General features: G+C 49.6%; 10 protein-coding genes. All 10 read right to left on the bottom strand.

Features of this window, described 5'->3' with window-relative positions:
* Positions 1–85: 85 nt before the first annotated feature.
* Positions 86–1,981 carry a glycosyltransferase family protein gene (locus L855_RS21095; protein WP_192924993.1) on the bottom strand — a complete coding sequence of 632 codons (1,896 nt, stop codon included), beginning with the start codon at positions 1,979–1,981 and terminating at the stop codon, positions 86–88.
* Positions 1,978–3,129, bottom strand: coding sequence for a glycosyltransferase family 2 protein (locus L855_RS04330; protein ID WP_159784606.1), 1,152 nt, complete (start codon positions 3,127–3,129; stop codon positions 1,978–1,980). The genes L855_RS21095 and L855_RS04330 overlap by 4 nt, the downstream gene beginning before the upstream one ends.
* Positions 3,130–3,167: 38 nt before the next feature.
* Positions 3,168–4,319, bottom strand: a complete 1,152-nt coding sequence (locus L855_RS04325; protein WP_159784603.1) for a polysaccharide pyruvyl transferase family protein — start codon at positions 4,317–4,319, stop codon at positions 3,168–3,170.
* 10 nt (positions 4,320–4,329) lie between these two features.
* Positions 4,330–4,959, bottom strand: a complete 630-nt coding sequence (locus tag L855_RS04320; RefSeq protein WP_219729864.1) for a TylF/MycF/NovP-related O-methyltransferase — start codon at positions 4,957–4,959, stop codon at positions 4,330–4,332.
* A 125-nt stretch (positions 4,960–5,084) separates the two neighbouring features.
* Positions 5,085–6,152, bottom strand: a complete 1,068-nt coding sequence (locus L855_RS04315; RefSeq protein WP_159784600.1) for a glycosyltransferase family protein — start codon at positions 6,150–6,152, stop codon at positions 5,085–5,087.
* Positions 6,153–6,165: 13 nt separating this feature from the next.
* Complete coding sequence (locus L855_RS04310; protein ID WP_159784597.1) at positions 6,166–7,314, bottom strand: DegT/DnrJ/EryC1/StrS family aminotransferase; 1,149 nt, start codon at positions 7,312–7,314, stop codon at positions 6,166–6,168.
* A gap of 9 nt (positions 7,315–7,323) precedes the next feature.
* Positions 7,324–8,319 (bottom strand): NAD-dependent epimerase/dehydratase family protein, encoded by a 996-nt coding sequence (locus L855_RS04305; protein ID WP_159784594.1) that lies wholly within the window; start codon positions 8,317–8,319, stop codon positions 7,324–7,326.
* Positions 8,320–8,341: 22 nt separating this feature from the next.
* Positions 8,342–9,118 carry a methyltransferase, TIGR04325 family gene (locus L855_RS04300; RefSeq protein ID WP_159784591.1) on the bottom strand — a complete coding sequence of 259 codons (777 nt, stop codon included), beginning with the start codon at positions 9,116–9,118 and terminating at the stop codon, positions 8,342–8,344.
* A gap of 48 nt (positions 9,119–9,166) precedes the next feature.
* Positions 9,167–12,349, bottom strand: coding sequence for a methyltransferase, TIGR04325 family (locus tag L855_RS22155; RefSeq protein WP_192924992.1), 3,183 nt, complete (start codon positions 12,347–12,349; stop codon positions 9,167–9,169).
* Between the two features lie 203 nt (positions 12,350–12,552).
* Positions 12,553–13,932, bottom strand: coding sequence for a tetratricopeptide repeat protein (locus L855_RS04280; protein WP_159784588.1), 1,380 nt, complete (start codon positions 13,930–13,932; stop codon positions 12,553–12,555).
* Positions 13,933–13,947 lie beyond the last annotated feature (15 nt).

The following is a 13,947-nucleotide window of genomic DNA, read 5'->3' as shown; positions in this document are numbered from 1 at the left end:
AGGATACTCTAGTTGTGTCTTACAATTGACGGACAATTAACAGACAATTAACGACTATAGGCTTTGTTGGTTAGTGCAGCAATGCTCAGAAAACTGTCTTTTCGCTTGCATCTGTCTTAAGAATTTGATGACTATAATCTGAGTCAGGTAGATGGTCTGTTTCCACATCAACTAAGGGGAGCTGCTGCAATATTTCTTGCTCCTGTTCCCAAGAAAGGTAGGCAAGTTTTCCCTGAGAGTCCCTAGATTCACGAAACTTTGAGGCAACATACCCTTCTTCAACAGTTAAAGATTTCATCCAGGATGGTCTAAGAGTTTCTTTGACAAAAAAGGCATTGTTGCCCGCACGATTAGAGCCAACCAACGCATAGCCTTTTTCTTGACCCAAGAGCCAGAGTGCCTTCAGAGATGCCCCAAAATAAATGTTGGAGTGGTGAGCTTTTGTCCTCATAAACTCGGGATTATAAGGAACTGTTACGGCCTTCTCAGAGCCAAACCGCGAGTTATACTCGATAACAACAATATCTGGGTCAACCACGTTGATTGAATTCCAAATCCAATAATCATTTCCATCAACATCAATCGACAACAGTCCAATATTTCCGGTTACATTCTGACTAGACAAGAGATGGTTGATGTTCTCTCGGGTTACAAAAGCATGAAGAGCTTTTAAGTCATGTTGCCAACAGATTGGGTCTGCATAAATTTGAGAGATTCGCTCTGCACTTCCATCCATCACTAATCCTGACCAATTACCATGCAGAAGCAAAAAACGGGTGTTTGATTCCTTATAATTTTCAACACCAAATTCAACAAATTTTTTGTTAGTGATATTTAAGTTTTTCACAAGGTACTGAATAATACCATCTTCCCCCCATTGTGAGAAGACTTGAAATTCATAGTCTTGAATTGTATTTTTATGCTGGGCATCATAGAAATAATCAACCTGTCTAGCTTCTAATCGTCCGATGGATTCTTGTAGCTTTGCTAGTGAATGCTGAATTTGATGAGATTGTATGACTTGCCGTTGATTCAGGAGGTTTAGGGCTTGGTAAATTTTTTGAAGCTCCTGTTCAAGTTGAATGCTCGAAGTGGTTTCTTTGGTTGCCATATCAGCTCCGCTGAAAATGTATTTTTCTGTGAAAGCATCTGCTTCAAGGTTCTGCTGAAGCGTCTCTGGGTGAGACAAAGGAAACTCCGCAGCTTGAACAGGAATATCAGCCAATCGACTCTTGGTTTTAGTGTGAGTAGCCTGGTCGTTAAAGCCAATGTTGGAGACTAAGTTAACTTCGGGGAGTGCAATCAGACCCTCGTGATACCAACAAGCAAACAGCCACGCATAATCCCAAGTGTCAAATCCCTGATAGGCCATGTCAAAAATACGCGACCAATACTGTGCTACTTGGGGATGCTGGAGTTTATTTTGTAGCCAGTCCGATGACCGGAGTTTTGGCCAAGCCTTCATGCTCAGGTCATACTGTTGCCAGGCCCGTCGCCAAGTCGCCCAACCCCAGATATGGTTGTAACGGGAAAAATAGTAGGAATAGGGAGTTCTCCGTTGACCGAACTGGAAGTTGTTGCCGGAGATGGACATGATTCGTGGCTCATCTCGGTATTTTTCTAGAAGTTCCTGGCAAAACCGGAAGAAGCTGGGATGGGGGAGACAGTCATCTTCGAGGATAATGGCTTCTTCAACCTGCTGAAAGGCCCAGGTTAGTCCGCTGGAGACGCGGCGGCGACAGCCTAGGTTCTCCTGGGAGTAGTGTTTGAGAAGGTCGCAGTCCCAGTCGACGTGGTTGATAATCTCGCGGGCGGCGGCACATTGGTGGGCGTCTTGGGGATGGTCAGGACGGGGACCGTCGGCGATGATGAGGAGTTGGGTGGGTTGGGCTTGTCGGATGGCTTCAAAGACCCGTTCGGTGGTGTCGGGACGGTTGAAGATGAGCAGGATAACGGGAGTTTGAAGGGTCCAGGGGGTCATGGGCTGGGGGTGGAGAGCTGATGAAAGACGACGTGATAGGGCTGCTCTTGGCTGGGGTTATATTGTAGGGCATGGAGATTTGCCCTCAGTCCTAATTCGGGCTGATTGTGTCGCAGGAAGTGTTGACCTAATGCTCCATAGAGATAAGAGCAATGGGGCGTTTGTTTTAGGGCTTCGTAATAAAACTGTTTTTCTTCGTCGGGACTGAGGCTGATGCTTTCGGGGAGTTGACCGCTGGTTTTTAGGCTTGCAAATACCTGCTGGAGATAGTCACTGAGTAGGCTGGTTGGGGAGGATGGTTGGGAGGGAAGAACGCTGTATGTGAATCTGAGGCAGTCGTAGAGGGCTTGGTGTTCGGCTTGGGCTAAGACGGCGTTGGGAATGGGGTATTCTTGCTCTTTGATGCGGGTGAGATAAGACCCCTGGTTTTGGTAGCTGGCTCGCTGATAGTCGGTCCCCCAAGGATAGGCTTGACTGATATATTTATTTTTACGATTCTGAAATTCCCGTTCTTTGACCAGTAACCGTCGGCTGAGATGGTGCTGGAGGTCGGGGTGCGCCACCTGCAAGGACTGTTTGGAAAAGGAGAGGGTTGGCGAATGGTCGAGGACGGAGGTGGTGTGGGTATCTAAATCACCTCGGCGGAGATGGGGTTGATGGTCGAGTCGCTGATAGAGGTCCATGTCGTCCCAGCCGTAGGTGCGAATGAATTCGTTGTAACCGTTGACGGCGAAAAAGTCCTGACGATGAATGTAGAGAACGCCACTTAAGCATCCGGCTTTGGCGGTTTGCCAATTTCCGGCCCAGTAGTGATGGGGAGGGAGGGGGTGCTGTTGAAAGAAATTCGGGTGCAGGAGAACGTCGGCGTCCAGTTTGAGCAGGGTGGGTTCAGAGGCGAGACTGGCGGCTAGGTTGAAGGCGTAGGATAATATCCAATGGCGTTCTCCTTCGACTCGAACAATGTTGAGGCGAGGGTCTGTGAGGTGGGCGAGAGTTTGGGAGACGGGTCTCTCGGACGACCAGTCGACGATAATGATTTCTTTGATGTCGGGAAATTGTAGCCAGTTGCTGAGGGCTTGTTTCAGGTTGTCGTTGCGGTTCATGCAGCAACTGATGACGGCAATTCCGGGTAGGTGAGAGGGGGTCATGGTGGTGGAAGGGACTTAGAGGCTTGGCTGCAAGGCGTTTAGGGATTGTAGGAGTTGTTTAGGGGGTCATGGTGGTGGAAGGGACTTAGAGGCTTGGCTGCAAGGCGTTTAGGGATTGTAGGAGTTGTTCGGAAGTTTCGCAAAACTGACTGTCTGGGTCTGGGTGAGTCCAGGTGTGATAGAAGGCTTGGTTTTTCGGTGGAAGTTTCGCAAAACTGACTGTCTGGGTCTGGGTGAGTCCAGGTGTGATAGAAGGCTTGGTTTTTCGGGTAGGAGTTGGGGAGAAGGATGTTGGGTCGCCGGAGCAGTAGTGCGAGGATGTGACCGTGAAGGCGATTAGTAATGATGAGGGGATATTGGGATAATTGCTGTATGCCGAGATAGAGAAGGTTGGCGGTGAGAATTTGTTGGCTGGGAGTGGGGAGATGTTGGAGTTTACGGTAGATGGGATGACGGCTGATTTCGGGGAGGGGACGATGGGAGAGAACCTGACGGATAAGGAGGAATGGGCTTTTTAGGTTGAGGCTGGTCCAATCTTCGATGTGGCAGTGTTGGGCGAGGGTTTGGCTGAGGGTGTTGGATAAGGTTTGGGTATCTTCTTGGTCTCGTCGTTGTAGATATAAGGGGGATGTGGTGGGCTGAGGATGGTAGAGGTCGGGGAGGTTATAGATGGGGTTGAGGAGTTGTAAGGCCATATCCGGGGCGAGGATAAGCTTACAGTTATCAAAATGCTTTTGGGCGAGGCGATAGCTGATTTGGTCGCGACAAAATAGGGTGAGGTCGGGATGGCTGTTGAAGGATTGTTTGGCGATTTCTAGGTTCCGAGACTCGCGAAAGTAGATGGTTTGGGGGAGGATGTAAATGGGTCGCTGTTTGTTTTGGCTGATGATAGTTTCTCTGACTTGTTGATAATAGTGCCATAAATCTCCGAGGTTGCCGCCACCATGAAAGAGAATGGGCAGGTGAGGCTGTTGGGAGAGTTGGTCGGGGCTGAGGTCGTCGGAACTGCTAATTTGGGTGATGTGAGTTTTGCTAATGTCTTGCAGATAGAGGAGTGTCCCTAGCCAAATGAGATGGTCGCCGATGTTGAGATGGTTGGGACAGTCGATTAAGATGCAGTTTTTAATAGATTCTAAGGGGCTGAGGGCTGATAGAAAGGTTTGATAGAGTTGGGTATGATGGGACTTCATTATAAAGGAATTAAAATACAACCTGATTCGCTGGAGTGTCGTCGGGGCTGATTTTTTGTAGGACTAGATTTTCTTGGCAGAGGACGATTTGCAGGTCGGAGTGTTTGGCTAGGAATTCATCGGTGGCTTGGCGACAGCCACCGTAGTCATAATAGTCATCTAGGATGAGATAGCCCCCAGGGCTGAGAGCGGGATAAATCCGCTCTAGGCAGGTTTTGACGGAGTCGTACCAGTCACAGTCGATATGGGCTAGGGCGATGTGTTGGTCGGGGCAAAATGTTAGGGTGTCTTCAAAGTATCCGGGGTGAAGATGAAGGCGAGGGCTGTTGGGGGGCAGGCCAAAGGCTTGGAAGTGGTCGAGGACTTTCTGGTAGAGGTTGGGTTCATAGCCGTAATAGCGATGTCCTCCTAGTCCGGGAGAGGCTCCTTGGGCGATGATTTGATATCGTTGGTGGGATTTGGGGTCGTCTCTGGGGGAGGGGGGTGGAATCATGCCAAAGACGTCGTAACCATGAAATTCGGCGGTGGGGGGCATGAGACGGGCGAGGAGAATCGCGGAACCTCCTAGGGCGATACCGGCTTCGATGATGTCGCCCTGGGTTTGGTTCTGGTTAATCTGTTCTAGGCATTGTCTAGGCATTGTTCGAGATGTTGGAGTTTTTTATCGGAGAGATAGGTGAGGTGCTGTTGTTTGATGGTTTGGGCAAGGGGGGAGAGTTGGCGCATGGGTGGGGGACGGCTTGAGGAGGAAACACTGGGTTTTGTTTAGAATTCAGTGGGTCTTGATAGAGTAGAGGAATGATTTGGTTCGATACTAGAAGGGATAGAAAATGCTTTTTCTATCGCCATGATGGCATCGGAAATGAGCTTAGAAGTTTGGGTTTTGTAATCAGATTCAGAGCTTTGGTTGTCCAGATTGATCCAGGCGGGTATTTTTTTATAACGCACGTTTTCTTCTGAGCTTTCTGGAAGCAAGGGAGCAACTTTCTGCTTGAGTTGGCATAAGGATTGGATGTAGCCGTTGTAGAGAAGGGATAGGGTTTTATGATTTTTTTCGACTCGGTAAAAGCCGAGGTGGGTATCGTAACGACCCGGCTCAACTTCTTTTAAGCCGTGAAAGTGATAGAAGATGAGCGGTTGCTCGTCAACCCAAAACTGGTTATTTTTTAGTTCAATGTTGTAGTGGTCAACGTTCCAGGGCGCAAGGTTGGCTCCCTTGTGAGGTAGAACAATGACGTTTTGGAACCGGCTTGGCCAGTCATCGAGGTATTTTTGGTCGGCGAATTTGCCGTCTTGGTGGTAGTCATGACACCATTCTAGGCATTTCTCGCGCCACCAGTTGAGACAGTCTAAGCCGGACTTATCGTTTCGGAATGAAACCCAACCGACGTTATAAATTCCGTTAAAGGTTAGGCTGGCAAGTTTCGGGGGAAAGCGATGTTCGATGATGGCGATGGAGCTGTGACTTAAGTCTTGGTAGAGGGGGTCAAGGCTAGAGAAGAAGAATAAGTCGGAGTCGAGATAGGTAATTAGGTCTATATTGGGGTTCTGGGCAAAGAGATAACGAGGTAGGCAAGGGGTACAGGTGAAGTAATATTCGACTAGGGTGCGATTATTTTTGGCTTGGCGGAGTCCTGGGTCGGCTGCTTCTAGGTCTTGGAGTTTAATGGGTCTAATTTCGGGAAGATTAAGCTGGGTAAGACTGTCGTAACAGGTTGGACTGAGACATAAAACCCACAGTTCAAAGTCTGAACAATGTTGGAGTAGTGACTGATAGAGGGCGAGTCCTTTGGGTAGGTAACGATGGTCGAAATAAGTGCAGAAGTATCGCATCCGAGGTTCGGGGTTAGAGGTTTGCCTGTTGAGTCCAGTCTATGATGGTATCACTGATACGCTGGACTTCTAGGTCGGTTAGTTGGGGATACATGGGTAGGCTGACTATCTCCCGACAAATTTGTTCCGTTTGTGGCAGGGACGCTCCTTCTAGGGTGACTCGTCCTTGGTAGGCGGGTTGTTGGTGGACGGGAAGGGGATAGTGAATGAGGGTTCCAATCTGACGCTCTTTGAGAAAGGTTCGCAGGGAGTCTCGCTCGGGGGTGCGAATAACGTACTGGTGATAAACGTGGCTGGCGTTGGAGGCCGTCTGTGGCAGTTGCAGAGGGAGGTGGCTCAGGGTGTGGTTGTACTGTTGGGCAATGTCTTGGCGACGCTGGTTGTCAGCATCAAGATGTTGGAGTTTGACTCGTAGGATGGCGGCCTGCAGGGGGTCTAAGCGGGCATTCATGCCGGGGATGTCACTGATGTAACGTTCTCCCCATCCGTATTGACGGAGGCTATGCAGTTTCTGGATGAGTTGAGAGTTTTGGGTGACGATGATGCCGGCATCTCCGAAGGCTCCTAGGTTTTTGGTGGGGTACAAGCTAAAGACGGCGAGGTCGCCCCAGGTTCCTAGGCGGCGGTTGTTGAGGGTAGCTCCATGGGCTTGGGAGCAGTCTTCGATGATTCGGAGTTGGTGGTGTTGGGCGATGGTTTGGATGCTCTCTAGGTCGGCGGGATGGCCATAGAGATGGACGGGGATGATGGCTTTGGGTTGCCCGAGGTGCGGATGTTTCTGGAGTTGGCTCAGGGTCTGTTGGAGATGGTTGGGGTCAAGGTTGAAGGTTTTGGGATTGATGTCAATGAGCAGGGGGGTGGCCCCAGCTAGTTCAATTGCCGCAACTGTGGCAACGGCGGTATGGGAGGTGGTGAGTACGATGTCACCGCTGCCAATGTCACAGGCCCGTAGGGCGAGTTCAATGCCGTCGGTTCCACTGGATACGCCTAGGGCATGTTGGGTTCCAATGTAGGTGGCAAATTCTTGTTCGAAGGCTTGAACTTCTGAGCCGAGAATGTACCAACCACTATCGAGGGTGCGCTGGATGGCGGTATCAATTTCTGCTTTGTGGGAAAGGTAACTGGCTTTGGGGTTAGTTTGAGGGATGGGGGTGACGGTCATGAGTCTGGATTAGAGGTAATGGGGGAGATGTTGTCGGTAATAGGTGAGGGTTTGTTGGAGACCCTGTTCGAGGGGGATTTGGGGTTGCCATTGGAGTTGGCTACGAATTCGGGTATCGTCGCTGTAGTAGTCGCCGATGTCAATGGATTTTCGTTCGGGGGGAAATTCGCGGATGTGGTAGTGGCCTCCCTGGTTGGCGGCAATGAGGATGTCGGCGGTTTCTTTAAGACTGAGGGTTTGGTTCCCGCCAAGGTTATAGATATTGCCTTTGGCTTCTGGGGCTAGGGCGGCTTTGAGGAGGGCATCGACGGCATCATCGACGTAGGTGAAGTCTCGGAGTTGTTCTCCCCCCCAGACTTCAAAGGGTTTGTCTTCAATCAGGAGGCGTATCCAGATTCCGAGGAAGGTCTGGCGAGCGTCTTTGATACGCATTCGTGGCCCATAGGTGTTGGTGAGGCGCAAAGCACAGGCTCGGATGCCGTAGACGTTGTTGTAGAGGATGTGATACCACTCTCCTGCCATTTTGTTGATGCCATTGACATCGACGGGGCGGACGAGATGGTTTTCGTCAACGGGGAGATAGTCCGGTTTGCCGTAGAGTTGTCGGGTGCTGGCAAAGACGATTTGAATGTCTGGATTATATTTGCGACAGGCTTCTAGGATGGAGAGTTGGGCTTTGCAGTTAATGTCTAGGTCGGTGTAGGGGTCGTGCATGGAGTCGAGATGACTGGTTTGACCGGCTAGGTTAAACAGGTAGTCTTGTCCTTGCACGAGATAACGCATACTATGTTCGTCTCGAACGTCGGAGATGTTGATTTTGACTTGGTTTTGGATGGATTGGATGTTGTAGAGGTTGCCGCCATATTCGGGGATGAGACTGTCCACGAGGAGAACTTTGGCACCGAGGTCAATGAGACGGTGAGCGAGGTTGCTGCCGATGAATCCTAAACCACCGGTGATGAGGGCTTTCTTGTGGTTGAACTGAGAGAGGGAGTTTAGGTTCATGTTGAGCAGGTCTAGTCTACACTTAAAAGAGGGTCTGGCTTGATGGCTGGGTTGGTATTCGGTTTTGTTGTTTGAAGAGAAATCCAGCTTGTTGGCAGGCTTCGGGCGCACCGCTGGGCTGGAAGGGAATGTCGATAGAAAACTCTCTTAAGAGTCGTAATCCTGATTTTTGGGCTATGTCTAGGAGTTCGTTTTTGTTGAGAAACCAGCCAGCATGGATGGTGTTATATACGGCTTGGGCAACTACGAAAGAAGAGTGGTGTTGAACGACTGGAATTCGAGTCAAGTAAAGGTAAGGAGAGGCGGATTGACTTAATTGCTTGAAGACACTTTGCCAATTTTGTGAGTATTGTAGGGAGCCACTGGCTAACACTAAGTCGTAGGAACGGTCTAAACATTTGTCGTTACTATAAAATTTTATTTCGGGAAACTGTTGACTCCCTTCTTGACAAAGTAGGGGGACATCTTTGATGTGATAGTCAAATGAAACCTCTGGCATTAGTTTCTTTGAGATAAGATAATATTGACCTATTGCCCCTCCCCAATCTAATAAAGATAGTTTATCCTTGTGTTGTGAGGCTAAGGCAAGGACATAGGCATAGGACATGTAAATATTATGGTCAAAGTAAGCCCGGTCGGGGGCAGATATCGCGGGGTTGGAATGATTAAGGATAGGGGATGATTGGAGTTGTGCTTGCAGGTTTTGAACGCCAGCTTTGTAGGCTTGGACAACTCCGTCTGCATTCCATCCTTGTAGTTGGGTTTCAGTGGGCCAGCCTTCGGGTAAGTATTTCCACATTTTGGACTTGTCGAGGTTAAGGGTGATGGGTTGTGGGGACGATGGATGTTAGGCTCGTTTGAACAGGAAACCTCGGGCTTCTGCGGTTTCAGGGGCGTTGGGAACGGGGAACTTTTCGGCGATGAGAAATTCTCGGACAAATTCCATGCCTAAACTGAGGGTGTAGTCGATGACGGCTTGGCGGTTCAGGAACCAGGTCATATATTCGGTGTGATAGCCATAGGCGTAGGGACGCTGGACGACAACGAAGGAGTCGCTGTGGTGAACGATGGGGAGACGAGTGATGAACAGATAGGGGTTACTGACTTGGACGAGTTTCTGGATGGCTTGTTGCCAGTCGGGTGAGTATTGTAGGGATGAGCTGGACAGGACGAGGTTGTAGTTACGTTGAAAACATTGATGTTCGTCGTCGTAGAAGGTGATGTTGGGCAGAAGTTCTCGACCGCCTTGGCAAAGCAGGGGCAGGTCTTTACAAGTGTAGTCGATGTCTAGGTCGGGGAGAAGGGCTTGACTGATGGGGTAGTAATGTCCTAGTCCGCCCCCCCAATCTAGGATGGAGAGTTTTTGTTTCTGATGGGCGGCTTTGGCTAGGACGTAACCATAGGTCATTAGGGTGTTGTGGGAACCATAGTCGCTGGCGGACGGGTTGGGAGATTCGTGGTTAATGCCTAGGGGTCGGGTTCCTTGGAGAGATTGGATGAAGGCGGGCCATTTTTTCTGTTGGGTTTGTAGGATACTCTGAACGTTCCAGCCAAGAATATGGGGGTCTTGGGTTTTCCAGCCTTGGGGTAGGTATTCCCATTGGGGTCGCTGGGAGGGGGGAGTTGGGGTTTGGGGAGAGGAGGATTGCATGTTGATGGGGGGTAAGTAGTCGGGAATGGGTGTCCCTCCCTGGATGAGTTTGCTTTTGTTGGCCGGAAGTCCGAAGTGTTGTTGTAGGTGGTTTAGGGTTGTTTGGGAGAAGCTGATGGTGATTTGGGATTGTTGATACCACTGGCCTAGGCTCGGCAGGCAAGGGGCGAAGTTCTGGGCAATTTGGGGGAGGGCAGAACCCACGATTTGGAAGAAGGGGATGCCCAGTTTGCTGACGATTTGTTTGGCGGCGAAGTTGGAAACGGGACAGGAGTCGATAAAGATGACGAGATGGGGACGGAGTTGACTGATTTGGGTGCGGATTTCGTCTTGGCGAGTGAAAGTTTGTGTAAAGTCTTGCTGGGGGTTATAGGGAAGTTCTTGGTATTGGATTTGTGGATGTGGGTTGGCGGGGGCTTGGTCTTTGGGATGGATGTGGATGAGGGTTTGTCCGCTTTGGCTGAGGCCGCTGAGGATACGATCGCAGTTTTGGCCCAGGGGACTCGGGTTGGCGACATCGGAGAGGACTAGCACAACGGGTTGGTTGGAGGTGGTAGAGGGTTGGGGTTGGTTGGAGGCAGCTTGTTGGGCGATGAGTTGGTTGGCTTGGGGGTTGCGGGAGCGTCGTTGGGGTAGGGCGTAGTGGCGGGAACTGGGGTGGCTTTGGAAGTCGCCTTTGCTGAGGGTGGCGTAGACGGATTTGACTTCGAGGAGGGTTCCGTCTTGGACGGCTCGAATGCCTTTGTCGGCGGGAAGGGTGAGCCGCCAGTCACATTCGAGAACTTGGAAGCCTGCGGATTGGCTGAGGTGTTTGAGACAGGCGGGTGTGTAGCGCCAGTAGTCGTTGGGGGAGGGGTGATAAGGATAGGAGAAGACGGTGGAGAGGATGAGGAGACTGTTGGGCCTCATGATTTGGTAGAGGGCCTGGAAGACTTGGAAGGGGTTGTCTACATGTTCTAGGACGCTGAGACAGACGGCGGTGCCAATGCTGTTGCTGTACTGTTGGGGCAGGTTTTCGATGAAGGGGTCGCCTTTTTCGGGGTTGAGGACTCGATAGTCGGGGTCAATATGGTCAAAGGGACGCTGGGAAAGGGCGACGAAGCGGGCGTTTTGGTCGCCGGTGTGGAGGGTGAGGTCGTAGTCGGCAATGACGGGGCGATCGAGTCCTCCTAGGTCGATGAAGGGCTGTCTGAGTCCATATTTTTCGATTTGTTGGGTTACGAGTTTGATGTCATCCCAGAACATAGTGGTTTGTGAGGGGGTGGGGTGGGCTTGGGGAGGGGGCGTTGGGGTTGAACGGGGGAGATAGTGTTGGACAATGTCCACTAATTCTCGCATACGCTGGAGATAGGTATGCTCCCGGAGGGTTCGCGCTTGTCCGGCTTGGGCAATGGCTTTCCGTTCGGCTTCATGGTTGAGGAGATAGCGGACTTTCTCGATGCAGTCTTCGGGGCTGGTATAGGTGACGACTTCACGGCCGGGTTCGAAGAGTTGATGTAGGTTATCTTTGTGGTCGGTGACCAGGCAGCTTCCAACACCAGTGGCTTCGTAGAGGCGCATATTGTTGGCATACTGTCCGGCGACGTCGATGTGTCGGTTCAGGGTAACTTGAGATTCTGCTAGAATGCGGAACATTTCAAGTGCCCAGGCTTCGCCCTGATAGCGTTGGCGAATGGCTGAGGTAGAAGGAAGATTTTGCCCCCCGTATCCCCAGAAAGCGATGGGGATACGGGGGGCAATGTGTTCAAGGAGTTGTGTTCCACTGCGATGATGGGCGGAGTATCCACCCACAAAGCTGACGGGATGTTTGTCGGCAGTTTTACCAAGATGCTTTAAGAGGCGAGGCTCAAAGGCTAAGGCAAAGTATTCGCTTTTTGTCCCCTGTTGACGGAACATGGGGACGTAATGGGGCATGGAGGTTAAAACAAGGTCGTAGGCGCTATAGTCAATGTTGGTGCGGATTGGACTGGCATTCTGTCCGACGATGAGTTTAACCCATGGACGTACGGCTTTGAGGAAGGCTTCGTGAGTCCAGTTTAAATCGTGAATATAGAGAATATCAGGCTGGTAGGCTTTGACCTGGGCTGCTAGGACGGCATGTTGCCATTCCTGGATCTGATCAGAGGGATATTGAGCATCCAGGTGGGGGGCAAACTCTCTGGACCATTGCCGTTGAAGGGGGGTGCAGTTGACAATAATTTCTTCAGCGTCATGCCCCAGTTGACGGAGGTTAAATGAGAAAAAGTCGGACGTGCCAAAGCATTGGTGAATGAGGCTCTGAAGTTGGTGATGATAGGATGCTTCTGTTAACTCTGGATACTGCTGATAGAAACGCTGGAGAAAAATGTCATAATAGGTGGTCGTAATTAGGAATTTCATGCGTTAGACTTTTACCCAAGGTGCTTCAGGATACAGCTATTCTACCAAATGGGTCGATGTTTATTCCTCTGTCAAGTTAAAGAAAATTTGACCGTAGATCATGCGGGATGGCTAGATTTTTAGCTGATAACTTAGTTTAACTGACTTAGTTAGGCTTGATAGGGAATCTGTTAATCTATGCTGCTGCTTTTCCTGTAGGCTTGTCATACTGCCATACCTAATGGCTTGCGTGAAATTTTGTAAGCACGTTCTGCCTCTTGGTGTTTGCCCAGATATTTTAAGCAATCCGCCAAACACTTATAGGCTTCTACAGATCCAGGATGAAACTTTATCGCCTTTTGCAAGTCTTTGAATCGTTTAGTACAGCTTTCAGCAGAGGCGGGCTGAACTAAGATTCGAGGCACGACTGGTCGTATTCCAGAATCAGTTAACTGCCATGTGGAATCAGAAATATAACCAATTCCTCCAGACTTCATTCCCTGAGGAAAAGCGTTGCCAGCTAGACTATGATTCCGCTGAGCTTCCACACCTTTCCAAGCCGCTTCCTGTCCCCCCACAATGTGATTGTAGTTATGATTTTGGTGAATAGCCGTTATTACCGAAGTGGCATCTACAACAGGATCTTGATTTTCTAAAACTTTGTAGACCATACCAATATCCCACGCGGCCCTACCTACGGTAAAATCAGGTATTGCATCCCACAAATTTTTGGTAAATGCTAGGTAGTCAATTCCCGTTACCTCATGAAGTGAAGCTTCCTCTCGAACAAGATTCCGCATCATGATGGGGAAATTCTCGTTCCGGAAATCGATGGGTCTATTTAGATCTAAGTCCCATCTTCGCCCAACCACTAAAAATCGACTAAATGTGCTAGCAACCTTGGAGATCGCGGGTATGAAGTCGTCTAATAGTATTATATCTGCATTGATATAAACCAGTAAATCATTCGAGGCTAGATTCTGAGCCGCCTGAAACAAACCACTAATTAGAGGTGTGCCTAATTCACTGGTTTGGACTTCAGGGACATGAATCAACCCCAATTCTTCACAGATCTCTGAAACCCCTTCTTCATCGCCAAACACAATGATTTCGGGACGAGGGCGCAGTAAAGTCCAGCTCAAAATAGCATTTTTTTGTGCTATTGCAACAGGCCCAGAAAACGATTTTGCAGTTGTAAAAAATGTGACTGACTGAGGTTGATAATGATTTTCTGTATTTTGTCTTGGGCTGTACTTTTGCAGCCAGTGATTAATATCTTTTAGTAAAGATTTTGCCTTGGGATTGTGAGGTGGATTTTGAATTTCTCGCTTCAACAATTCTAATGCCTCAGTGAAACGACCCGACTGAGCCATACAGACTGCTTGAGCGTAGTAAAGTCCATGAACTTGAGCAGATATTTGCGCAGCCTGCTTGAAGCATTGCATGGCTTCTTGACTTCGGCCCAGCACATAGAACCTTGAACCTTGGTGGCATAGTTGTAGCGCTGCTTGATTCTCTTGTAAGTCAGCATTACCATCAACAAAAAACCAAGAAATTGGATTATTTTGAATCTTTCCTGTTTGTTTTTGAAAGTCGATATTCATGATGGAAATTTTTCG

Source organism: Sodalinema gerasimenkoae IPPAS B-353, from assembly GCF_009846485.1.
Lineage (GTDB): Bacteria > Cyanobacteriota > Cyanobacteriia > Cyanobacteriales > Geitlerinemataceae > Sodalinema > Sodalinema gerasimenkoae.
Note: the sequence above shows the minus strand (reverse complement) of the source record. Positions and strands in the feature narration are given on the sequence as shown.

Coding starts and splice junctions, on each gene's coding strand:
- L855_RS04300 (WP_159784591.1), bottom strand. CDS start 9,118: ATGTGGAAATACTTACCCGAAGGCTGGCCCACTGAAACCCAACTACAA.
- L855_RS04330 (WP_159784606.1), bottom strand. CDS start 3,129: ATGACCCCCTCTCACCTACCCGGAATTGCCGTCATCAGTTGCTGCATG.
- L855_RS04305 (WP_159784594.1), bottom strand. CDS start 8,319: ATGAACCTAAACTCCCTCTCTCAGTTCAACCACAAGAAAGCCCTCATC.
- L855_RS04325 (WP_159784603.1), bottom strand. CDS start 4,319: ATGAAGTCCCATCATACCCAACTCTATCAAACCTTTCTATCAGCCCTC.
- L855_RS21095 (WP_192924993.1), bottom strand. CDS start 1,981: ATGACCCCCTGGACCCTTCAAACTCCCGTTATCCTGCTCATCTTCAAC.
- L855_RS04280 (WP_159784588.1), bottom strand. CDS start 13,932: ATGAATATCGACTTTCAAAAACAAACAGGAAAGATTCAAAATAATCCA.
- L855_RS04315 (WP_159784600.1), bottom strand. CDS start 6,152: ATGCGATACTTCTGCACTTATTTCGACCATCGTTACCTACCCAAAGGA.
- L855_RS22155 (WP_192924992.1), bottom strand. CDS start 12,349: ATGAAATTCCTAATTACGACCACCTATTATGACATTTTTCTCCAGCGT.
- L855_RS04320 (WP_219729864.1), bottom strand. CDS start 4,959: ATGCCTAGACAATGCCTAGAACAGATTAACCAGAACCAAACCCAGGGC.
- L855_RS04310 (WP_159784597.1), bottom strand. CDS start 7,314: ATGACCGTCACCCCCATCCCTCAAACTAACCCCAAAGCCAGTTACCTT.